The organism is Streptomyces sp. XY006 (genome assembly GCF_002237655.1).
Lineage (GTDB): Bacteria > Actinomycetota > Actinomycetes > Streptomycetales > Streptomycetaceae > Streptomyces > Streptomyces levis.
The window spans coordinates 145,365-167,087 of the sequence record NZ_NOKT01000011.1 but is presented as its reverse complement, the minus strand read 5'-3'; the positions used below and the strand labels follow the sequence as shown (position 1 = coordinate 167,087).

The 21,723-nt window shown below is 74.0% G+C and carries 17 protein-coding genes; 8 read left to right on the top strand and 9 right to left on the bottom strand.

The genetic code is table 11. The annotated features are described in order from the left end of the window. Window positions 1–93 precede the first annotated feature (93 nt). The 3 genes from CHR28_RS14980 to CHR28_RS14970 all read left to right on the top strand — a co-directional run bounded on the left by CHR28_RS14980 (window position 94) and on the right by CHR28_RS14970 (window position 4,064). A complete protein-coding gene (locus CHR28_RS14980) occupies window positions 94–726 on the top strand; it encodes a GNAT family N-acetyltransferase (RefSeq protein WP_094054112.1) in 633 nt (210 codons plus the stop codon). A 153-nt stretch (window positions 727–879) separates the two neighbouring features. Beyond that, the gene (locus CHR28_RS14975) at window positions 880–2,970 is read left to right on the top strand and encodes a DUF1996 domain-containing protein (protein WP_373453354.1); all 2,091 of its coding nucleotides are present in this window, start codon (window positions 880–882) and stop codon (window positions 2,968–2,970) included. 332 nt (window positions 2,971–3,302) lie between these two features. Continuing rightward, window positions 3,303–4,064, top strand: a complete 762-nt coding sequence (locus CHR28_RS14970) for a sulfite exporter TauE/SafE family protein (RefSeq protein WP_094054110.1) — start codon at window positions 3,303–3,305, stop codon at window positions 4,062–4,064. Window positions 4,065–4,073: 9 nt separating this feature from the next. Here CHR28_RS14970 and CHR28_RS14965 read toward each other — a convergent pair whose 3' ends face one another. From CHR28_RS14965 to CHR28_RS14955, 3 genes are all read right to left on the bottom strand, one after another. Next, the gene (locus CHR28_RS14965; RefSeq protein ID WP_094054109.1) at window positions 4,074–6,335 is read right to left on the bottom strand and encodes an MMPL family transporter; all 2,262 of its coding nucleotides are present in this window, start codon (window positions 6,333–6,335) and stop codon (window positions 4,074–4,076) included. A gap of 58 nt (window positions 6,336–6,393) precedes the next feature. Next, window positions 6,394–7,371 carry a DMT family transporter gene (locus tag CHR28_RS14960; RefSeq protein ID WP_094054108.1) on the bottom strand — a complete coding sequence of 326 codons (978 nt, stop codon included), beginning with the start codon at window positions 7,369–7,371 and terminating at the stop codon, window positions 6,394–6,396. Window positions 7,372–7,522: 151 nt separating this feature from the next. Continuing rightward, the gene (locus CHR28_RS14955) at window positions 7,523–8,344 is read right to left on the bottom strand and encodes a chitosanase (RefSeq protein ID WP_094054107.1); all 822 of its coding nucleotides are present in this window, start codon (window positions 8,342–8,344) and stop codon (window positions 7,523–7,525) included. 227 nt (window positions 8,345–8,571) lie between these two features. On the opposite strand from CHR28_RS14955, the gene CHR28_RS14950 reads away from it, so the two are divergent. Then, the gene (locus CHR28_RS14950) at window positions 8,572–9,537 is read left to right on the top strand and encodes an aldo/keto reductase (RefSeq protein ID WP_094054106.1); all 966 of its coding nucleotides are present in this window, start codon (window positions 8,572–8,574) and stop codon (window positions 9,535–9,537) included. A gap of 116 nt (window positions 9,538–9,653) precedes the next feature. Then, a complete protein-coding gene (locus CHR28_RS14945) occupies window positions 9,654–9,836 on the top strand; it encodes a hypothetical protein (protein ID WP_094054105.1) in 183 nt (60 codons plus the stop codon). On the opposite strand, the gene CHR28_RS14940 is transcribed toward CHR28_RS14945, so the two are convergent. Then, the gene (locus CHR28_RS14940) at window positions 9,824–10,087 is read right to left on the bottom strand and encodes an ankyrin repeat domain-containing protein (protein WP_094054104.1); all 264 of its coding nucleotides are present in this window, start codon (window positions 10,085–10,087) and stop codon (window positions 9,824–9,826) included. The genes CHR28_RS14945 and CHR28_RS14940 overlap by 13 nt on opposite strands. A 299-nt stretch (window positions 10,088–10,386) precedes the next feature. Between CHR28_RS14940 and CHR28_RS14935 the strand changes: the two genes are divergently transcribed. Continuing rightward, window positions 10,387–12,525, top strand: a complete 2,139-nt coding sequence (locus CHR28_RS14935; protein ID WP_094054103.1) for a SpoIIE family protein phosphatase — start codon at window positions 10,387–10,389, stop codon at window positions 12,523–12,525. Here the strand turns inward: CHR28_RS14935 and CHR28_RS14930 are convergent. Beyond that, entirely contained in the window at window positions 12,516–13,211 is a 696-nt protein-coding gene (locus tag CHR28_RS14930; protein WP_256984255.1) for a GAF and ANTAR domain-containing protein, read from the bottom strand. The two genes, CHR28_RS14935 and CHR28_RS14930, sit on opposite strands and share 10 nt — an antisense overlap. A gap of 103 nt (window positions 13,212–13,314) precedes the next feature. Then, window positions 13,315–15,858, bottom strand: a complete 2,544-nt coding sequence (locus CHR28_RS14925) for a SpoIIE family protein phosphatase (protein ID WP_094054102.1) — start codon at window positions 15,856–15,858, stop codon at window positions 13,315–13,317. A gap of 148 nt (window positions 15,859–16,006) precedes the next feature. Between CHR28_RS14925 and CHR28_RS14920 the strand changes: the two genes are divergently transcribed. Next, window positions 16,007–16,603: an AMIN-like domain-containing (lipo)protein gene (locus tag CHR28_RS14920; RefSeq protein WP_094054101.1), complete on the top strand. Its 597-nt coding sequence runs from the start codon at window positions 16,007–16,009 to the stop codon at window positions 16,601–16,603. Between the two features lie 70 nt (window positions 16,604–16,673). Here CHR28_RS14920 and CHR28_RS14915 read toward each other — a convergent pair whose 3' ends face one another. The 3 genes from CHR28_RS14915 to CHR28_RS14900 all read right to left on the bottom strand — a co-directional run bounded on the left by CHR28_RS14915 (window position 16,674) and on the right by CHR28_RS14900 (window position 19,997). Continuing rightward, on the bottom strand, window positions 16,674–17,777 hold the full coding sequence (locus CHR28_RS14915; RefSeq protein WP_094054100.1) for a GNAT family N-acetyltransferase: 1,104 nt from the start codon (window positions 17,775–17,777) through the stop codon (window positions 16,674–16,676). Between the two features lie 655 nt (window positions 17,778–18,432). Next, on the bottom strand, window positions 18,433–19,491 hold the full coding sequence (locus CHR28_RS14905) for an LLM class flavin-dependent oxidoreductase (RefSeq protein WP_094054099.1): 1,059 nt from the start codon (window positions 19,489–19,491) through the stop codon (window positions 18,433–18,435). Continuing rightward, entirely contained in the window at window positions 19,491–19,997 is a 507-nt protein-coding gene (locus CHR28_RS14900; RefSeq protein WP_094054098.1) for an SRPBCC family protein, read from the bottom strand. Before CHR28_RS14900 ends, CHR28_RS14905 begins: the two co-directional genes overlap by 1 nt. A 309-nt stretch (window positions 19,998–20,306) precedes the next feature. Here CHR28_RS14900 and CHR28_RS14895 point away from each other — a divergent pair, with 309 nt between their 5' ends. After that, complete coding sequence (locus tag CHR28_RS14895; RefSeq protein ID WP_094054097.1) at window positions 20,307–21,659, top strand: diacylglycerol/lipid kinase family protein; 1,353 nt, start codon at window positions 20,307–20,309, stop codon at window positions 21,657–21,659. Window positions 21,660–21,723: the final 64 nt, after the last annotated feature.

The window sequence follows — 21,723 nt, the reverse complement described above, 5'->3', positions numbered from 1 at the left end:
CGGTCCACGGTGGTCACGGCGGGAGTCCGGCGCAAGCACCGCACCCGCGCACAGGGCTTGAGGGAGCGCTCCCACGGCGGGCACGATGCCGCCATGACCACCTCTTGGATCATCCGTCCGTACCGCCCCGAGGACCGCCCGGCCCTCAACGACATCTGCGTCCGCACCGCCCACAACGGCGGGGACAGCCGCCCCCACTACACGGACCCGGACATCTTCCCGGCCACCTTCGCTGCTCCCTACGTCCATCTGGAGCCGGAGCTGGCCTTCGTGCTGGACGACGGCCGGGGGCAGGCCGTCGGGTACATCGTCGGCACCGCCGACACCGCGCGCTTCGCCGAGGCCTTCCGCGTCACCTGGCTGCCCCTGGTCGCCGGGCGCCACCCGGAGCCGGCGGGGCGGCCGCGCACCCCGGACGAGGAGATCGCCCACCTGCTGCACCACCCGGAGCGGATGGTCGTGCCGGAACTGGCGGCCTACCCTGCGCACCTCCACATCGACCTGCTGCCCGCCTGGCAGGGCCGCGGTCACGGGCGGCGGCTGATGCGGACCTTCCTCGCGACGCTGCAGGACAAGGGCGTACCGGCCGTGCACCTGGCCATGGCCGCGGCCAACACACGGGCCAGGGCCTTCTACGACCGCATGGGGTTCCACGAGCTGCGCGTCGCCGAGCCGGGTGCGGCCACCTTCCTGGGGCGCGGCACCAAGGAACTCGACCGGCTCTGACGGGCCTTGTTGGGCCTTGTTGGGCCCGGGTGTTTGCCGGGTTCATGAGAGTTCCCCGAAAATTCTCGGGACGCCTGAACACACCGGTGCTCCCGTACGTATGGGGCGAGGGGATTTTCATGCCCGGCACGCCACAAGCGCAGGAGAGCACCCTTGGCACGCAATTCGCGAAGACGCCCTACAGGCAAACGACGCGCGACCTTCGCCGCGTTCGCGCTGATCCTGGGCGGAGGCGGCCTGATGGCCGCGAACGTCTACGCCTCGGCCACGGACGGCGGTTGGGACGGTGAGGCCGCCGAGACGCGGTCCGGCACGGGGGCCCCGGCCGGGGGCGCGACGATCGACTGCCCGGACGTCGGCACCAAGCTGACCTCGGTCCCCGAGCAGGCCAGAGCGGAGGTCGACAAGGAACTCGCCCTGCTGGACGAGCAGATCGCCCAGGCCTACCAGCGGCTGAGCGCTTCCGCCCAGCAGATCCAGCAGGACTCCGGCTTCGCCGACAGCGCGATCGTGAACCCGCTGAAGGACAAGCGGGCCGCGACCCTGGAGCGCATCGCCATCGCCATCGACCGCGTCGGGGACCGGCCCGAGGGGCTCGACGACCTCGCCGCGTGCACCCTGCGCGACTCCGGCAACCAGCCGTCCGCCGGGGCCGAGGGCCAGGACGGCGGCGAACAGCCCGGACAGGACCAGGGCGAGGGCCAGGACAACGAGCAGGACCAGGGCCAGGGCCAGGGCGCGAACGGGGGACAGGCGGGCAACGGCCCCGTCGCCGCCGACTTCGTGGACATCAAGAACGTCCAGCCGAACGTCAACACCCCCCGCGCGGAAGGGAACGCCTCCCGCGGCTCGTTCGCGACGAGCTGCGGTGTGAACGAGAACGGCCTGTTCAACTCGGACAACGTCATCGTCGCCCCGGGTGTGAGCAACGGCGCCCACCACTTCCACGACTACGTGGGCAACCAGTCCAACGACGCCTTCGCCAGCGACCAGGACCTCGCGAACGCCGAGACCAGCTGTGTCGACCAGGGCGACAAGTCCTCCTACTACTGGCCGGTGCTGCGCCTGCAGAACGGCACGCAGGAGCAGGACGCCCAGAAGCCGGGCGGTGGCATCGAGGGCAACGCCGGCGAGATCGTCACGCCCAAGCAGGTCACGCTGAACTTCGTGGGCAGCCCGCGCGACAAGGTCACCGCCATGCCGCGGCTGCTGCGCATCATCACCGGCGACGCCAAGTCGTTCGTGAACGGCCCGGCCAACGCCAACGCCTCCTGGAGCTGCACCGGCTTCGAGGACCGGCAGCTGAAGGACAAGTACCCGCTGTGCCCGCAGGGCAGTGACGTGGTGCGCACCTTCAAGTTCCAGAGCTGCTGGGACGGCCGCAACATCGACAGCGCCAACCACCGCACGCACGTGGCGTTCGCGGACGCCGCCGGGGCGTGCCCGTCCGGCTTCCGCGCCATCCCGCAGCTGGTGCAGCGCATCGTCTACGACGTCGACGCGCCGAGCCTTCAGGACGGGGGCCGTACGACACCCCTGTTCGCGGTCGACTCCTTCCCCGAGCAGCTGCACAAGCCGGTGACGGACCACGGCGACTTCATCAACGTCTTCGACGAGAACCTGATGAAGAAGATGGTCGACTGCATCAACGAGGGCCGCACGTGCGGCGCCGGTGCGGGCGAGGAACCGGGCCAGGGCGAGGAGCCGGGCCAGGGTGAAGACCCGGGTCAGGGTGAGGAGCCGGGCCAGGGTGAGGAGCCCTCGCAGACTCCGGAAGCCCCGCAGGAGGAGCCCACGCGCACCCCGGAAGCGCCGCAGGACGGGAACGCCGGCGGCAAGCCCGGTGACGCCGGCGGCGACGACGGCAAGGGCGAGGACGGCAAGGGCGACGGCGGCAAGGGCGAGTCCGAGCCCCCGGCCGCCGAGAAGCCGACCGCCGCGCCGAAGCCCGGCGACGGCTCCAAGGCCCCCGGCACCACCGCACCGGAGGTGCTCGCGACGCCCTCGTCCGGCGGCGGCACCGGGGACAAGGGCGGTGAGGACGCCGACGGTCTCGGCGAGTCGCAGGCCGTCGGCACGGCCACCAGCGCCGCGCCGACGCCGTCCGCCCCGTCCCAGGCCGAGCCGCAGGCGGTCGGCCAGGGCGGTCTCGCCGACACCGGCGCCCAGCTCTGGCCCGCCGCGGCGGGCGCGGTCCTGGTCCTCGCCGGTTTCGTGGTCCTGCGCCGCGTGAGGCGGAGCTGACCGACCGCGACGCTCGAGCCTGACAGGTGAAACGGCGGCGGGACCCCACCAGGGCCCCGCCGCCGTTCCGCGTCCGGGCCGGCCGCCGTTCCGCGTCCGGGCCGGCCGCCGTTCCGCGTCCGGGCCGGCCGCCGTTCCGCGTCCGGGCCGGCCGCCGTTCCGCGTCCGGGCCGGCCGCCGTTCCGCGTCCGGGTCCGCCGTGTTCGCACCAGCCGGTCGCGGCCCGACGTCCGCGTCCGGCACCCTTCGGCGACCGCCGAAGGACACACGCTCTAGCGTGATCCCATGAACCTCATCGTCACCAGGGGCGGTACACCCGGCGGAGCGGCGGCGTGACGCCGTGGGAGATGGCGGCCGTGCTGGCCGCCGGCACAGGCGCGGGCGCCGTCAACGCCGTCGTCGGCTCCGGCACGCTGATCACCTTCCCCGTCCTGCTCGCCACCGGACTGCCCCCGGTCACCGCCACCGTCTCCAACGGGCTCGGCCTGGTCCCCGGTTCGATCAGCGCGATCATCGGCTACCGCGAGGAGCTCCGCGGCCAGGGCCGGCGCGCCCTCCTGCTCGGCATCGGCGCCGTTCTCGGCGGCCTCGCGGGCGCCGTCCTGCTGCTCACCCTGCCCGCCTCGGCGTTCGAGCGGATCGTGCCGGTCCTGGTGGGCCTCGCCCTGGTCCTGGTCGCCTGCCAGCCGCTGATCGCCCGGCGGTTGCGCCGCCGTCCGGCCGGGAGCCGCACCCGCCGCGACGGCGGCCCGCTGCTGTTCACCGGCATGACCCTGGCCAGCGTCTACGGCGGCTACTTCTCCGCGGCCCAGGGCATCATCTACGTCTCGCTGATGGGCATGCTCCTCGACGACACGCTCCAGCGGCTCAACGCCGTCAAGAACGTACTGGCAGCCGTCGTCAGCACCGTCGCCGCCGTGGTGTTCCTGTTCTTCGCGGAGTTCGACTGGACGGCCGTCGTGCTCATCGCCGCGGGCTCCGCCCTGGGCGGCCTGATCGGAGCCCGGGTCGGACGCCGTTTCAGCCCGGCCGTCCTGCGCACCCTCATCGTCTCGGTCGGCACCCTCGCCCTCGTCCACCTGGTGACGCACTGAGCCGGGCGCCTACGACGCCGCCCGGCCCGCCGCCGACGCCTCCTCGCCCTCGGCGTCGATGTGCGGCAGCACCCGGTCCAGCCACCGCGGCGTCCACCAGGCGTGCCGCCCGAGCAGGGTCATCACCGCCGGCACCATGAGCAGGCGCACCACCGTCGCGTCGATGAGGACGCTGACGGCCAGGCCGAGCCCGAGCATCTTGACCACGATGTTGTCGCTGACGATGAACGCCGCGAAGACGCTCACCATGATCAGGGCGGCGCAGGTGATGACCCGGGCCGTGATCTCCAGCGCGTGCGCGACCGAGGCCTTGGCGTCCCCCGTGCGCCGCCACGCCTCGTGGACGCGGGACAGCAGGAAGATCTCGTAGTCCATGCTGAGGCCGAAGATGATCGCGAACATCATCATGGGCACGTAACTCTCGATCGGGACCGTGCCGTTGACGCCGAGCGCGGGCCCGCCCCAGCCCCACTGGAACACGGCGACGACCACCCCGTACGAGGCGGTGATCGACAGGACGTTCAGCACCGCCGCCTTCACCGCGACGAGCAGGCCGCGGAAGACGGCCAGGATGATCAGGAACGCCAGGGCCACCACCACGGCGATGATCAGGGGCAGCCGGGAGGCGACGATGTCGCGGAAGTCGACCTGAGCCGCCGTCGTGCCCGTGACGTAGCCCTTGGCGTCCGTGCCCTGGACGGCGTCCGGGAGGGTGTCGTCGACCAGCCGGTTGACCAGGTCCGTGGTGATGCCGTTCTGGGGCGACACGGACGAGTAGACCGTGCCGACGAGGACGTCCCCGTCCTGGGTGGGCGTCAGGGGGGTGACGACGGCGGCCCCCTGGACCTTGTCGAGCGTCTGCTGTGCGTTCGAGGCCAGGGCGGAACGCTGCGAGTCGGGTACGCCGCTCTGGTCGATGACGACGGTGAGCGGGCCGTTGGATCCGGGCCCGAACGCGTCCGCCATCAGGTCGTAGGCCCGCCGGTCGGTGAAGGACGTCGGATCTGCGCCGTCGCCGATGTGGCCGAGCTGGATCGACAGCACCGGGATCGCGAGCACCACGACCACTCCCACCCCCGCCGACAGGAACCACAGCGGCCTGCGCTCCACGCGCTGCGCGTAGCGGTGCCAGGTGCCCTGCGGCGTCTCGCCCGCCGCGGCGTCCGTCTCGGCCACGGGACGGCGCACGTGGTAGCGGTCGATGCGGCGGCCGATGAGCCCGAGCAGGGCGGGGACCAGCGTGAGCGCGCCGACGACGGCCGAGACGACGGTGACGGCGGCGGCCAGCCCGAGCAGGCCGATGAAGGAGACCCCGGACGTCGACAGGCCCGCCAGCGCGATGATCACCGTGCAGCCGGAGACGAGGACCGCGTGGCCGCTGGTGGCGGCGGCCTGCCCGGCGGCCCGCACCGGGTCGGCACCGTCCATGAGGTTCTGCCGGTGGCGGGTGATCATGAACAGGGCGTAGTCGATCCCGACGCCGAGCCCGATCATCGTGGCCAGGGTCGGGGAGACGGTCGCGAAGGTGAACGCCGCGGCCAGCAGCCCGAGGATGGCCAGACCGCCGACGACGCTGATGAGCGCGGTGAGCAGCGGGATGCAGGCGGCGATCACGCTGCCGAAGCCGACCAGCAGCACGACGATGGCCACCGCGAAACCGATCAGCTCGCTCACCCGGTCGTCGGCGGAGGGCCGGGCGAGCTCGCCGAGCGGTCCGCCGTACTCCACCTCCGCTCCGGCCGACCGCAGCGGCTGCACGGCGTCGTCCACCCCGTTGAGGTACGAGTCGCCGAGCGTCGAGGGCTGCACGTCGAAACGGACGGTGATGTAGGCCGTCTTCTGGTCGTCGGACAGAGGTCCGACGTTCTGCTGCGACTGTCCCGAGGAGGAGCCCTGCGCGGACAGCGGGTTCTGGGCCGACAGGACGTGCGGCAGTTTCTCCAGGTCGGCGACCGCGGTGGAGACCTGCGAGCTCAGCGCGGTCAGCGGCTGCCCGTCGTCGTGCAGCACGATCTGGCTGCTGTAGCCGCCCGCCTGGGGATCGTGCTGCTTGAGGACGTTCAGGCCCTTCTGGGACTGCGCCTGGGGCAGCGAGAAGTTGTCGGAGTACTCGCCGCCGAAGGCCCGGCTGAGGACCTGCAGCGCCACCAGGGCGATCAGCCAGGCGATGATGACGAGCACGAAGTGGCGCGCGCACCACTCGCCCAGCCGCCGCAGCAGACCCGGACGCGCGGCCTTGTTGTCCCGTTCACCACTGCGAAGGTGCGGCATGGAGCGGTCTCCCGTGTCGGCTGAGACGTCGGATCCCGCCCATTAGATGCGCCCGGCTTCACTCCGCCGCGGACTCCACGCCCCCGCGTGCGGCCGTTCCCCCGAAAGGTGGCTGCCGGGGCTGCTCCGCGTGCCGGTCCCCGAGCGGTGCCGACGGCCTGACCGGCGGCTTCGGCGCCCCGGATCCCAGCGCCACCCCGAGCCCGACCAGCGCACTGCCCACGCCCTGGGCGATGCCGTAGGAACCCGTGCCCACGAGCGGCGCGGTGCAGGCCGCGGCGACCGGGATGAGGCCGGAGAACAGCGTGGCGCGCTCCGCGCCGATCCGCTGCATGCCCATGTACCAGCACACGAACCCGACCACGGTGACCACCACCGCCTGCCACAGCAGCGCGCCCGCCTCGACGGCGTCCGGACGCCGCAGCCATCCGGTCCCGTCGGCCAGGAGGCCGGCCGCCGCGGACTCCAGCGCGGCGATCGCGCACAGGACCGCGGACAGCAGCCGGGGTCCGAGGGGCCGCAGCACGGGCACGGCGAGGACGGCGAATCCGACCTCGCCGGCCAGGGCGCACACCGAGAAGGCGAGGCCCGCGCCGTCCGTGCGTCCCCAGCCCTGCACGACGCAGGCGCCGACCGCCACGAGCAACGCCCCCTGGATCACGGTGCGTTGGGGCCTGCGCCCGTCCAGGAGCGGCACGAGCACGGCGACGACCACGGGGGCGCAGCCCACGAACACGCCTGGAACGGCCGGTTCCGCGGTGCGCTCGGCGGCGAGCACGGCCAGGTTGAACCCCACCATGCCGACCGCCGCGAGCAGGGCGAGACGGACCCACTGACGGGACGTCAACGCCCTCAGGCGGGGGAGCGCGCCCCGCCCGGCGAGCGGGAACAGCAGCACACAGGCCAGCCCGTAGCGCAGGAACTGGCCGCCCGCGTACGGGTAGGCGCCCAGGACGCTGTTGGCGGTGAAGGACCCTCCGACGAGGACACAGGCGAGCGCGGCGAGCAGGGCTCCGCGCGAGGTGGTGGCGTTCATGCGGCCGACGCTAGGCAGCCGGGCGGCCCGGGAGGAGGTCCACTTCCCCGCCCTTTTGACGGACCAATCCGAGGAGCCGTCGGTGAGGGACCGGTGCGCGGGCCCGCCGCCTCCCGGGCCGCCCGGAGCGATGCGGCGGGCCCCCGGCGGATCAGCCGATGTGGTAGCTGTCGCCGTAGACCTGCCAGTCCAGCGGCGGGTCGAGGTCCAGGTTCCGGCGGCGCAGGAAGACCCGCTGGGCCGTGTCGACCCGGCTCGTGTCGCTGTGGGCCTCCTCCTGCTTCATGGCCCACACGCGCGCGTCCAGGAAGGCGTCGAGGTACGTCACCTCGTCGCCGCCCTGCGCCGGCGGCTTCGCCGAACGCAGCGCTCGCTTGCGGATGTTGCGGAAGCTGAGCGGGTCGGTGCCGTCGCCGTGCATGACGATGGCGTCGTAGTACGCGAACTGGCCCAGCACGCGCAGCCCGTCCGCCTTGCCCTGGCGGACCGCCGGGTCGAAGTAGACCCGGTCGCGCTCGTCGTCCTGCGCCGTGCGGAAGGCGCTGTCGCGGGCGGCCCTGCGCCAGTCGCCGGGGAAGCCGGGGTCGAGCCCGTCGTGGGAGTCGGAGCCGTCCACCCGGCGCAGCGCCGGCAGGTACTTGGCGAGGACGTTGCCGGGGGAGCGGTCGGTGTAGAGCTCGACGAGGTCGAGCATGTCGCCGGTGCCGGAGCAGAACCCGATGATGCCGGCGGTGTAGCCGCGGCCGTCGCCGATGTCCTCGATGTACGGGTACTGCGCCTTCCAGTCGAGGGAGGAGTTCTCCGCGCTCGAAACGAGCTGCATGGCGATCTCCTTCTTCGCCGGATCGTCGAGCCCGGTCGCGCGGACGTCCGCCGCGGCCTGCGCGGAGTACGGCAGAGCGGGGGCGGCGAGAGCCGCGCCGAACAGCGCCAGCACGGTGCGGCGCGCCGGGGGCGTGGACGGGTTTCTCACGGGGCCTCCAAGCAAGGGTGGGGGGTGGGGAGAGCTGGCCGTGCGGAAGTGATAGGAAGGTTTCCTATCACTCAAAGAGGCGCAGAAGAAGCACACAGGCGAAAGTTCGTACGCTCGAACAAGGGAGGCGGTCCGTTGATCCGCGGCCTCTCGGGCGGATGATCGCCTAGGGTCGGCGCAGCCGGCGGCAGGGGCCGCCGCGGGACCACGTGCCGTGGAGGTGCATCGTGCGCTATCGGGAACTGGGACGCAGCGGACTGTCCGTGTCGGAGATCGGCTACGGAGCCTGGGGCATCGGCGAGTCCGCCTGGGTCGGCGCCACCGAGGACGAGTCCGTACGCGCCCTGCACCGGGCCCTCGACCTCGGCGTGAACCTCGTCGACACCGCACGCGGCTACGGCGAGAGCGAGCGCATCGTCGGCCGGGTGGTCCGGGAACGGGCCGGCGACGAGATCCTCGTCGCCACCAAGGTGCCGCCGCTGAACCGGCTGTGGCCCGCGCCCGACGGGATCGACCCGGCCGAGGCGTTTCCCGGCGAGCACATCCGCCACAGCCTGGAGACCAGCCTGCGCGCGAGCGGACTCGACCACTTCGACATCGTGCAGTTCCACGTGTGGAACGACGAGTGGGTCGGCCGCGGCGACTGGCTGGAGACGGTCGAGGCCCTGAAGCGGGAGGGCAGGATCCGGCTCTTCGGGGTCTCGATCAACGACCACCAGCCCGACAACGCCCTGCGGCTGGTGCGCAGCGGCACGGTCGACACCGTCCAGGTCATCTACAACATCTTCGACCAGGCCCCGGCCGAGCGGCTGTTCCCCGCCTGCGTGGAGCACGGCGTGGGCGTCATCGTGCGGGTCGCCCTGGACGAGGGCGGCCTGACCGGGCGGATCACGGCCGGTTCGACGTTCCCCGAGGGCGACTTCCGCAACCGTTACTTCCGGGACGACCGGCCCGCCGAGGTCGAGCGGCGGGTCGCGGCGATCCGTGCCGACCTCGGCATCGAGGCCGACGACATGGCCGGGACGGCGCTGCGGTTCGTCCTGAGCGCCCCCGCCGTCTCGACCGTCATCCCCGGCATGCGCAGCGTCCGCAACGTCGAGCGCAACACAGCCGTGAGCGACGGACGCCTCCTGGACGACGACCGGCTGGCGGTCCTCGCCGGGCACCGCTGGCAGCGCAACTTCTACGGCTGAGCGGCGGCGACGTCCCGGGCCGGAGCGGCGGCGGGAACCAAGAACGCGTCTCACACGTCCACTCTGTGCCCAGGCAGGGCCGATCGGCCGGCAGACCAGCGGAGAGGGGAATCGCCATGGACGAGGCGACGTCGCAGCAGGGGAGCGAGCCGGAGGCCGCAGCGCGCCGGGCCCGCTTCGGGGCGCTCCCGGAACCGGTGCGCGTGGAGGACATGGTCGAGGAGCGCGCGGCCGGCCTCCCGGACCCGGCGCGCACGGCGTACAACCAGGACGAGTGGCTGGTCCGCTACTGCCTGTGAGACGCCGGCGGGCGTCCGGAGGTGGTCTCCTCCGCCGCGCCCGCCGCCCCCGGCCCGCGCAGCCACCGCACCACGTCCCCGGCGCCCTGGCCGCGGGCGACGTCCAGCGGCGTCAGGCCGTCGTAGCCGCGCCAGTGCGGGTCGGCGCCGTGGGCGTGGAGGTACTGCGCGGTGGCCAGGTGCCCGCCGTGGCAGGCGCCCCGGAACGCGCCGGTGACGTCCGCGGGCGACGGCGACTCGCCGGACTCCACGTACGCCCTGACCCGGTCACCCGCCGCACGGCCACGACCTCGGGGCCACGGTCGGCCGGCAGCCGCCGCAGTCCGGGCAGGTCCCCGGTCCGGATCGCCTCCGTGACGGTGACGGCCAGGGGGTCCTCGGAAGTCAGTGTCAGCAAGGCCGGCCTCCCAGTCGCCGCCAGGGCCCCGATTCTGTCAGGACGAACCCGCGGCCGGGCCCCGTTCGGCCCGCTTCCGCCCGCCGCAGCGGCGGACGACATGCCTCAGGGCGCCGTGAGGCGTAGCGTCCGGGTAAGAGCGGGAGGCAAACGATGTCCGGGAGCAACGAGCCACCTGCGGACACCGGTCCGGTGGAGGACGCTCTGGGGGCGGCCCTGGCCGACACCGTGCGCGGCACCGGCGCCTCGGCCGGGATGCTGTACCTGATCGAGGACGCGGAACCGGTGCTGCGCATGGTGGCCCTGTGCGGCCTGCCCGTGGCGTTCACCGCTCCCTGGCAGCGGCTGCCCCTCACCGCGCCGGTGCCCGTCGCCGACGCCATCCGCGACGACCGACTGGTCCGGATCGCGAGCCAGGACGAGATGGCCCGCCGCTACCCCCGGGCCGCCGCCGTCCTGCCCTACCCGTTCGCCCTCACCGCCGCCCCCCTGACCGGCGTCCGGCGCCCCTGGGGCGGTCTGGTGCTGATGTGGCCCGCGCTGCGCCCACGCCCGCTGACGCCTCGCGAACGCGACCACATCACCGCCATCGCCCGCCGCATGGCCCGCCTGCTCGACGACGCCACCCGGCTGCCCGCTCTGCCCGACCAGCCGCGCACCTTCCCCGTGGAGGTGGTGCGCCACCCGGTGCAGACCGGCCTGGCCGCCGCCGACTACCTCGAACGCCTCCCCGAGGGCGCCCTCGCCCTCGATCTGGAGGGCCGGATCGTCTTCGCCACCGCCACCGCGGCGCGCCTGCTCGGCCGCAGCGCCGACCGGCTGCTCGGCACCCGCCCCTGGCAGTCGCTGCCCTGGCTGGACGACCCCGCCTACGAGGACCAGTACCGCACCGCCGTCGTCAGCCGAGCCCCCCTGTCCTTCACCGCGCTCCGCCCGCCGGACCAGCCGCTCACCTTCCACCTCTACCCGGACACCAGCGGCATCAGCGTCCGCGTCGTGCCGGGCGGGGAGCGGGCCGACGCCCCGCCGCCGGCGTCCGCCGCCGCACGCCCCGAGCGGGCGGCGCCGACGGGACGGCTCTACCAGCTGGTGCACCTGGCCGCCGCGCTCACCGAGACGGTCACCGTGCGCGACCTCGTCTCCCTGATCACCCATCAGATCCTGCCCGCCTTCGGCGCCCAGGGACTCGTGCTGTCCTCGGCGGAGGCCGGCCGGCTGAAGATCACCGGCTACCACGGCTATCCGGACGACGTCATCGAACGGCTCGACGCGCTGTCCGTGGACACCGACCTCACCCCCGCCGGGCAGGTCATCGCCAGCGGCACCCCCGCCTTCTTCGCCCATCCGGCCGAGATGACCGCCAACTACCCCGGGGCACCCCGGATCAGCGGCAAACAGGCCTGGGCGTTCCTCCCGCTGATCATCTCCGGCCGCCCGGTGGGCTGCTGCATCCTCTCCTACGACCACCCGCACCCCTTCACCGCCGACGAACGCGCCGTCCTCACCTCGCTGTCCGGCCTGATCGCCCAGGCCCTCGACCGCGCCCGCCTCTACGACGCCCAGCACCGCCTCGTCGGCGAACTGCAGCGCGCCCTGCTGCCCCGGGCTCTGCCCCACCTGCCCGGCCTGGACGTCGCCGCCCGCTACATGCCCGCCGGCCACGGCATCGAGGTCGGCGGGGACTTCTTCGACCTGCTGCGGCTGGACGACACGACCGCGGCCGCCGTCATCGGCGACGTGGAGGGCCACAGCGTCGCCGCGGCCGCCCTGATGGGCCAGGTGCGCATCGCCGTCCACGCCCACGCCACCGCCGGCGCCACCCCCGACGAGGTCCTCGCCCGCACCGACCGGCTGCTGGCCGACCTCGACTCCGAACTGCTCGTCTCCTGCCTCTACGCCCATCTCGACCTCGCCCGCCACGAGGTGTCCTTCGCCAGCGCAGGGCACGTGCCCCCGCTGCTGCGCCACGCCGGTCTCCCGGGCGGCATCCTGGACGTCGAGCCGGGCCCCCTGCTGGGCATCGCCACCGGCACCCGCTACCCGGTCACCACCGCGCCCCTGCTGCCCGGCACCACCCTCGCCCTCTACACCGACGGCCTGGTCGAACTCCCGGGCACGGACGCCGGCCGGACGACGGCCGACCTCGCCCGGCACCTGGACGGCGCCGACGGCGGTGACCTGGACCGGCTCATCGACCGGCTGGTCCGCCACACGGCAGCCACCGGCCGGAACGCCGACGACATCACCGTGCTGCTGCTGCGCGCCCAACACGGCGCGGACGGTCAGCCCTGACCGGAGGGGTCCGCCTCCTGCACGCGCCGCGCCACGTCCCGCAGCTTGAGATTGTGCTCCTGGGACAGGCGCCGCAGCACGCCGAACGCCTCGTCCTCGCTGAGCCGGTGGCGCTCCATGAGGATGCCCATGGCCTCGCCGATGGCGTGCCGGGTCTCCAGGGCGTGTTCGAGCTGGTCGACCGTGCGGGCCGTGGCCAGCGCCACCGCCGCGTGCGAGGCGAGCAGCCAGCCCGCCGTCTCGATGTCCCGGCCGAAGGCCCCGGGGCGGCGGGAGTAGAGGTTCAGCGCGCCGAAGTCCTGCCCGTCGGCGTAGAGCAGCACGCCGGTCATGCTGCCGATGCCCAGGTCGCGGGCCGCCCGGCTGAACTTCGGCCAGGCGGGCTGCGGCCCGGTCATGTCGGCGATGCGGAACAGCCGCTCGCCGTCCACCCGGCGGGCGGCGTCGAAGCACGGGCCCTCGCCCAGCTCGCCCTGCAGCCGGTCGGACTCCTCGACCATGTCACCGCAGACGGCCAGCGTCACGGCCTTGCCCTTGGACACCGTCAGGATCCCGGCCGCGTCACATCCCTCGACCAGCTTCACCGCCGAGGCGGCGATCTCGTCCAGGGTCGCCTGCACGGAGTCCTGCGCCACCAGATCACGGGCGAGCGTCGCCATCTGCTCGGCGTACCGCTGCCATTCCACCGCCCACCACCGCCTCGCTCGCCGTCCCGCCCCACCGTACTCCCCGCCGCCGACCCCGTCCGTTCCCCGGCACCGGCGGCGAAATCGCCGGCGGACGCGGCGGTCAGCGGTACGCCGTCAGCAGCAGCGCCACGTCGTCCGGCCGCTCCCGGGCCCGCCGGGCCGTGCCGACGAGCCGGTCGGCCAGCAGCTCCACCGAGTCCACCGGGGTGTCGGCCAGGCAGGCGCGCACCCGGTCGATCCCCGTCTCGATGTCGCTCCCCGGCCGCTCCACGAGCCCGTCGGTGTAGAGCACCAGGACACTGCCCGGATCCAGCGTCAGCTCGGTGACGGGGTAGACCGAGTCGGGCTGCACGCCCAGCATCACGCCGCCCGCGAGGTCCAGCGTCTCGGCCCGCCCGTCGGGATGGCGCAGCAGCGGCGGCGGATGGCCCGCCCGTACCGCCAGGGCCCGTCCGGTGCGCGGGTCCAGTTCGATGTAGCAGCAGGTGGCGAAGGCGTCCGCCTCCAGCTCGGTGAGCAGCCGGTTGGTGTGCGTGATGACCTCCTGCGGCGGGCGCTCGCTCGCCGCGAAGGCGTGCACGGCACTGCGCAGCTGGCCCATCACCGCGGCGGCCCCGACGCTGTGGCCCTCGACGTCCCCGATGACCAGGGCCACACCGCGCCCCGTCGTGATCACGTCGTACCAGTCGCCGCCGATGGCCATGCCCTGCGTACCGGGCAGATACCGGCCGGTGGTGCGCAGCCCCTCCACCGCGGGCAGCCGGTGGGGCAGCAGACCCTCCTGGAGGCCGCGGGCGACGGCGGACTCCGAGTCGTACAGCCGGGCCCGCTCCAGAGCCTGTGCGGCCAGTCCGCTGAGGGCGGTGAGGGCCGAGCGCTCGTCGGCCGTGAAGCGGTGCGGGGTGTCCCAGCCGAGGATGCAGGAGCCGACGGGATGGCCGGAGGCGATCAGCGGCAGGAACGACCAGGCGCTCATCCGGTCCAGGGTGATGCCCGGATAGGCCGCCGAGAGGTCCTCGGGGGACTCGAAGAACAGGGGCAGCCGCGTGGTCAGCGCATGGACGCCGGGAAGCTGCGTGTCGAGGGTGATGCCCTCGAACGGGGCGAGGAACCCCTCGGGGTAGCCCGACTCCCACAGCAGGTACATCCGGCCTTCGCGGACGGTGTACAGGGCGAGTTCCCGCACGCCGAACGCGGGCAGCAGCTGCTCCGACACGGCCCGGCACACGTCCCGCACGGTGACCGCCTCGGTGAGCACGCTCGCCATCTGCACGACGTGGTAGAGCGCCCCGGCCCGGGCCTCCGCCACCGGCGTGGGCGGCGGCGCCGCCCCGGAGCCGTCCGGTACGGCCGCGAGGACGGGTCCGTCCCCGCGCGCCGGCTCGTCCCCGGGCGGCGGCCCGGCCGGGGACACGCGGCCGGTCAGCCCGTGCACGTCCGGGTACAGCACGAAGCTCAGCCGGGCCCCGGCCGGGTGCCGGACGAGGAAGGACACCTGCTCCTGCGACAGCATCGCCGCCCGGTAGCGGTCCTCGTACGCGGGATCCCGCAGCCAGGTGATCACCTCCCACGGATAGCGGCCCAGCAGCTCCTCCCGGCCGCAGCCCAGCAGCTCCTCGCTGCGCCGGTTGAGGTAGGTCAGCCGGCCGTCCTGGTCCAGGGAGAACAGCGCGTCGGGCAGCCGCTCGGCGGCCTCGGCCGCGGTGAGCCCGACGACCGCGTCGACCAGGGCGCACACCAGCATCCGGCCGGAGCCGTCGGGACCCCGCACGAGATGGCCCCACAGCTCGACGGGCCGGTAGCCGGTCTCGCCGCCCGCCGACTCGTGCAGCACCCGGAAGTGCCGGGACCTGACCCGGCCGTGGACGAGCGCGTCGCTCCGGCTCGCCCGCAGCTCGTGCAGGTCGTCGGGGCTGACCCGGACCTCGATGTCCGCGAGGGTGCCGCCGAAGCCGGTCCGGTCGATGCCGAGCAGCGCGAGAGCGTCGTCGTCCGCCGTGCACCGGTCGGTGTCCAGGTCCCAGTCGAGCAGCCCGACCCGGATCGGGTGGACGGCGGGCGTGGGCAGCCGCACGCTGACCGGTTCGTCGTCGTACTCGACCGCGACGTCGAGGCGGCCGAGACGCTCCGCCAGCCGCTCCTGCGCCGGGCGCAGGGCACGTCCCACCGCCTCCGCGTCCATCGGGGCCCGGGCGGCCGAGCGCAGCACCACCAGGACGCCGACGGCCTCGCCCCGGGCCCGCACGGGCTGGTAGGCGGAGCCGAACGAGTAGGGCAGCCCGGCGGTGAAGTGGGGGAAGCGCACCACGGTCGCGCGCTCGTCCGGCAGCCACACGGTCTCGTCGCGCCGGTAGGTCTCCGCCATCGGCAGGGCACCGCCCACCGGCACCCGCCACCAGCTCTTCAGCAGCGACCGGGGCACGCCGGTGACCATCGCGAGCACCAGGGAGCGCCGGTCGGGGGAGCGCAGGTACACCAGTCCGCCGTAGCCGTCGAGGTCCCGGACCGCCTCGACCAGCGGGGTCGTCAGGGCGTCCTCGATCCAGCCCGTGTCCCCGGTCCGGCCCCGGCCGGCACCCCCGCCGCCCTGTTTCCGGCCACCGGGGGACCCGGGCCCGTCCGGTACAGCGGTCGCCTCATCCATGTCGCGTCCTCCCGGTACGGACGCACCGGCCACGCATCGCTCCCCACCAGGATGTGCCATGGTCGGCCCTCCGGCGCGGCAAGTGCAACCTTTCGGCCAAGCCGGCCGTCTCACCCGTCATCACCCGCACGCAGCCTCGGGGGCGGCAATGGCAGGAATACGCATCAGAAGAGCATGGGCGACGCTCGCGGTCGTGGGCGCCGTGGTGGGCGTGGCGGCGGTCCCGGCCGGTGCCGCACCGGCTGGGGGACAGCGCGCCGCGACCCAGGTCACGGCGTGTCCGACCGGCTGGGGAAGCCTCGCCAAGACCGGCAGCGGCGCCACGCAGGCACCGCTGACGAACATCCGCACCGGCCGGCACGCCTGCTTCGACCGGATGGTCGTCGACGTGCCCGGCGCGGGCAGCGGCGTCGGCTACACCGTCGGGTACGTCGACCGCCTGTACCAGGACGGCTCCGGCCGTCACATCCCGGTGGCCGGCGGCGCGGTCCTGGAGGTCCGCGTGGCCGCGCCCTCCTACGACCCGGAGACGGGCGCCCCCACGTACCCCGGCCGGGTGGCGCGTCCGCTGCCGGGCGTCGACCTGACCGGCTACCGCACGTTCCGGGACACCCGGTTCGCCGGCAGCTTCGAGGGCGACACCCAGATCGGCCTCGGCGTGCGCGCCCGGCTGCCCTTCCGCGTCCTGCGCCTGGACGACCGCGTCATCGTGGACGTCGCCCACAGCTGGACGGCGACCCGCTGACACCACCACGCGCCCGGCTCCCCGGAGCCGGGCGCACCCATGCCTCCTCCCCCCCGCCGCCCCGCGCGGCTCAGCGCTCGCGCAGCCGGCCCAGTTCCTCCAGGGTCCGGGACGCCGCGCCGGCCAGCCGGGGGCGGTGGCGCACGAAGCGGCGGGCGGCGCGGGCGGGCTCGCGGGCCAGCCAGTGGGCGGCCCCGCCCGGCACCGCCCGGACCACCACCCCCTCGTAGACCCGCAGATCGCGGGTCTTCAGCGACTCCTTGTAGCGGGCCGGGCCGCTGCCCAGGTCGACCGTCTCGATCCCGTCGGCCGCCGCGGCCTGCAGCATCCGCAACTGCAGCACCAGCCCGGGGGAGTACTTGGCGCAGGCGCGGTCGTACGCCGGGAACCACCAGGACAGCACCGTGCGCGAGCGCGGACCGAAGTGCGCGGCGACGGGCCGGCCCCCGGCGTACAGCACGGACAGCACGCCCCGGCACTCCGGGTCCTCGCTCTCGCCGAGCAGACCCACCAGCCGGGTGATCCACTCCTGCGCGAACCGGTCCCGCCGGCCGGTGCGCCGGTACTGCGCCGACTTCCACTCCATGAGCGCCCGCAGCGCCGCGGGATCCCGGGCGTCGTACACGAACCGCACCTCGCCGACCTGCCGGGCCAGCCTGCGCTCCTTGGCCAGGGTCTGTCTGAGGAAACCCGCCGACTTCGCCCGCAGCCGCTCCGTGTACCGCGCGAAGCCCTCGCCGATGTCGACGACGGGCGAGGCGAGTTCCTCGGCGGCGTGTGCCGCGAACGCCTCCTGACCGGCTTCGAGATTGTCGAACTCCCAGGACGACAGCCCGCAGACCCGCAACAACCGCCGGGCGTCCAGGCGGATCCCGGGCCGCAGCACGGCCCCCTGACTGTCCGACACCCCGAGCCCGACGGCCCGGCCCTGCCCCAGACGGCCCCTCTCGAACGGGAAGTACCCGACCGGTGAGCCGTCCTCCTGCAAAACCGCCACTCTCGTGCCCGGCCGCACCCGCCCCACAGCCGCGGTGAACTCCGGGTCGAGAAAGGGATTCGCCGGTGCTCCGGACTCCGTCCGGATCTCCCGCCACATCTTCCGGTCGTCCGGGCTCAGTTCGTCCGGCCGCAGAACGAGAACGCGCTTTCCTGGCACCTCTGCCTCCTGTGTCATGGCATGGGGACACACGAAGACCCGCACCACACCGCGTCAGGGCACCAGGCAGTACGCAGGCCGCACGGCGCAGGCCTTGCTCGGTACTGCCGTACTCAGCAGCGGAACGCCCGCAGCTCCACGGCGTTGGGGACCGCTCCACCAGGCGCCGGGCACCGCCCGGCAGCAGCCGCCGGCCCGCCCGCACCCCGTTCCGTCCGGGGTGCTCCGGCCACCACCGCACTCACTCCGGCCGCTCCCGCGGCCCGCGGCGTGCGCGCCGCGAGCCGCCGGGCCGACGGCTCGTCCTCACACGGGCACGGCTCCTGGGCCCCTTCGGCCCTTTCGGCCGCGGCACCGGAAGGCGCCCCCGGCTCCACGAGGTGCCCCGCCGCGACGGTGACGGACGCGGACCCGTCGCCCGCCGGGCCCGGCACGAGCAGGGGCAGCATCAGCAGGCAGGCCAGAAGCCCCACCACCGCCGCCGCTCGTCGCCGCACCATCAGACCCCCCGTCAGGGCCGGCTCCGCCTTCCAGTAGGCCGAGCGCATCCCGCGCCAGTCAACCCCCGGTGAGCCTTTTCGCCCCACTCGGTCGGTTGCAGCGGGAATGCAACGGAAAGCGCTGCCGTCACGGCACACCGACGGCGGCCGAGGAGATGCCCGCTCTCCTCGCCCTACGTGCCGTCACCGGCCTCCCGCACCAGTTCGATCGCCCTGCCGAGGGTGGCGAGCCGCTCGTCGAGGGTGTGCCCGGCCGGGTACAGGCGCACGGTGGTCACCCCGGCGTCCCGCCAGACGCGCAGCCGCCCGCGCACCATCTCCTCCGTGCCGATGAGGGTCGTCGCCAGCACCATCTCGTCGGTGACCCGGGCGGCCGCGCCGTCCCGGTCACCCGCCTGCCAGCGCTCCCGTACCTCCGCCGCGGCCTCGGCCCAGCCCTGGCGGCTGTAGGCGCGGTTGTAGAAGTTGGTCGACGCCGATCCCATCCCGCCCAGGCTGAAGGCCAGTTCCTTCTTCCGGTCCGCGACCATGGCGGCCAGCGCCTCCTCGTCGGGGGCGAACGCGACCTCGGCGCCCTGGCAGACGTCGAAGCCGTCGCGTCCGCGGCCCGCGGCGGCCAGCCCCTCGTCCAGTGGCGCGAAGTAGGCCTCCGCCGCGCCCTCCGGGACGAAGCTGGTGCCGAGCCAGCCGTCGGCGACCCGGCCGGTCAGCCGCAGCATGGCGGGCGACAGCGCGGCCAGGTACACGGGGACGGGATGCTCGGCGCGCAGGGACAGCCGCATCGGCACCGCGTCCCCGCCCGGCAGCGGAATCGTGAACTCCGTGCCCGCGTAGGAGATTTTGCCGCCCGCGACGGCCTGCCGCACGATCTCCACCGTCTCGCGCACCCGCGCCAGGGGACGGGCGAACGGCACGCCGTGCAGGCCCTCCATCACCTGCGGCCCGGACGGACCCAGCCCCAGCAGGAAGCGGCCGCCGGACAGATTGGACAGCGTGATCGCCGTCTGGGCGAGCGCCACCGGTGTGCGCGTGCCGACCTGCATCACCGCGGAGCCGAGCAGCATCCGCTCGGTGCGGGCCGCGTAGAACCCCAGCGCGGACGGGGCGTCGGACCCCCAGGCCTCGGCCACCCAGCACACGTCGAGCCCGAGTTTCTCGGCCTCGACGACGAAGTCGGCCTGCCGGGACCAGTTGCCCAGAGCCGCCGCCTCGACGGTCGTCGCCGTCCGCATCACGCCTCCGCCCCCTGCCTGATGCGCTCCAGCGTGGCGGTCATGCCGCGCTCGAACTCCCGCAACCTCACGAACACGATCTTCTGCTCCTTCTCCGGCATGGCGTCGATCGCGAAGGAGAGACCCGAGCGTCCCGGCCCCATCCGCATCCACTGCGACAGCGTGGTCCCGCCGTCCCCGGGCTCCAGCGCGAAGCGCCAGACGGCACTGGGCTCCGCCGGGTCACCGACGGCCCAGGAGAACACCCGCCCGGGGTCGCACGCGACGACCGTGCAGGTCGTCTCCCACTCGCCCAGGGCGTCGTGCCGGCTCCGGCCGACGAACCGGGCACCGACGGCGGGCCCGCGGGCTCCGTCGACCCAGCACGCCGACTGCAACTCCTCGCTGAACTCCGGCATCCGTGTCACGTCCGACACCAGTGGCCACACCTTCTCCGGCGTCGCGGCGACCCAGGTCGTCACCTCGACCGTCGGCTGGTCCGCATAGCGCGCGCCCGTCCACTCCATCGCGTGTCGGCCTCCTCGTCGACAAGGGCTGTGCCAGCAGAGTTGCGTAATGAGACTCACCGGGTCAAGGGGGTGGGACATCCGGGGAGGCGGGGCCGGCGACCGGCGTGCCCCGGTGCGCCCCGCGGGGCCGCGCGAGCCGCGTACGCTACCGATGGCTCCGCCCCGGAGGATCTTGGCGTCTGACGTGCCCGTCGGCGGGGGAGCCATCAGGACGGCAGTGGCCGGGCCGAGCCGTCGGCGGGCACCATGTTCACGGCCGGGCGTGGTCCCGAAGGCCCGCCCGGGCGGTTCGAGCGGAGGAGCGAGATGGGATCGGCGATGAGCGAACGGCACCACGGCCGCCAGCGATGGGCCGCCAGGGGGGCCCTGGCCGCGGCCGCGTCGGCGCTGCTGCTGCCCCTCGTCACCGGCGGCCTGCGGGGACTGCTGCTGCTCGTCGCCACGCTGGCGGGCCTGGCGCTGACCGCGGCCGCCCTGTGGTGGGTGCTCTCCCGGCGCGGAGCCGTCCGCATGGCCGCCGCCGCACTGGCCCTGTTCGCCCCCGTCGCCCTCATCAGCCTCTTCGCCACCGCCAACCTGCTCTGGGTGGTCTTCCTGTCGCTGCTGCTGTGGTGCGCGGCGGTGTGGAGCGGCCGGTACGCGCTGCGCAGCACGGGACTGCGGCCGGTACGGGCCAAGGAGTACCGCACCCCGCCGCCGCAGCGCCCCTTCCTGCTGCTCAACCCGCGTTCCGGCGGCGGCAAGGTCGGGAAGTTCCAGCTGAAGGAGAAGGCCGAGGCGCTGGGGGCCCGGGTCGTGCTGCTCGACCCCGACCGGCACCAGGACGTCTCCGCGCTCGCCCGGGCCGCCGTGGCCGACGGGGCCGATCTCCTCGGAGTGGCGGGCGGGGACGGCACCCAGGCACTGGTCGCCGCTGTCGCGGCCGAGCACGGCCTGCCGTTCCTCGTCATCGCGGCCGGCACCCGCAACCACTTCGCCATGGACCTGGGTCTGGACCGGGACGACCCGGCCGCCTCCCTCGACGCCCTCACGGACGGCGTCGAACTCCGCGTCGACCTCGGCTTCGCCGCCGACCGGCCGTTCGTCAACAACGCCTCGTTCGGGGTGTACGGCGCCGTCGTCCAGAGCCCCGGCTACCGCGAGGACAAGGTCGGCGCGGCGCTGGAGCGGCTGCCCGAGCTGCTCACCCGGCAGAGCGGCCCGCGGCTGACGGCCGTCGCCGACGGCACCGCCATCGCCGATCCGCAGGCCGTCCTGGTCAGCAACAACGCGTACCGCATGGACGACCCGTTCGGCTTCGGCCGTCGCGAGCGGCTGAACTCCGGGCGGCTGGGCGTCCTCGCCGTCCGCGTCGACAGCGCCGTCGAAGCCGCCGAACTGCTGCTCTCGCCGCGGCCCGAGGGGCTCACGGTGCTCACCGCCCAGCGCGTCGTCGTGCAGGCCGACGCACCGCAGCTGGAGGTCGGCCTCGACGGTGAGGCGCTCACCCTGCCCGCCCCCGTCCACTGCCGTATCGCCCGGCGCGCCCTGCGGGTCCGGGTGCCCCGCGACCGGCCCGGGGTCCCCGAGGCGCCACCCCGGCTGGACTGGCGCCGGCTGCGCAAGCTGGCGGCCGCGGTCGGCCGCACGGCGGCTCCCAGCCGCTCGCGCCACGGCTGAACACCGCCACGGCCCCGCACGCAGCAGGTCCCCCGCACCGCCGGTGCGGGGGACCTCCTGTCGT

Coding starts and splice junctions, on each gene's coding strand:
- CHR28_RS14980 (WP_094054112.1), top strand. CDS start 94: ATGACCACCTCTTGGATCATCCGTCCGTACCGCCCCGAGGACCGCCCG.
- CHR28_RS14965 (WP_094054109.1), bottom strand. CDS start 6,335: ATGCCGCACCTTCGCAGTGGTGAACGGGACAACAAGGCCGCGCGTCCG.
- CHR28_RS14960 (WP_094054108.1), bottom strand. CDS start 7,371: ATGAACGCCACCACCTCGCGCGGAGCCCTGCTCGCCGCGCTCGCCTGT.
- CHR28_RS14945 (WP_094054105.1), top strand. CDS start 9,654: ATGGACGAGGCGACGTCGCAGCAGGGGAGCGAGCCGGAGGCCGCAGCG.
- CHR28_RS14935 (WP_094054103.1), top strand. CDS start 10,387: ATGTCCGGGAGCAACGAGCCACCTGCGGACACCGGTCCGGTGGAGGAC.
- CHR28_RS14925 (WP_094054102.1), bottom strand. CDS start 15,858: ATGGATGAGGCGACCGCTGTACCGGACGGGCCCGGGTCCCCCGGTGGC.
- CHR28_RS14920 (WP_094054101.1), top strand. CDS start 16,007: ATGGCAGGAATACGCATCAGAAGAGCATGGGCGACGCTCGCGGTCGTG.
- CHR28_RS14915 (WP_094054100.1), bottom strand. CDS start 17,777: ATGACACAGGAGGCAGAGGTGCCAGGAAAGCGCGTTCTCGTTCTGCGG.
- CHR28_RS14905 (WP_094054099.1), bottom strand. CDS start 19,491: ATGCGGACGGCGACGACCGTCGAGGCGGCGGCTCTGGGCAACTGGTCC.
- CHR28_RS14900 (WP_094054098.1), bottom strand. CDS start 19,997: ATGGAGTGGACGGGCGCGCGCTATGCGGACCAGCCGACGGTCGAGGTG.
- CHR28_RS14895 (WP_094054097.1), top strand. CDS start 20,307: ATGGGATCGGCGATGAGCGAACGGCACCACGGCCGCCAGCGATGGGCC.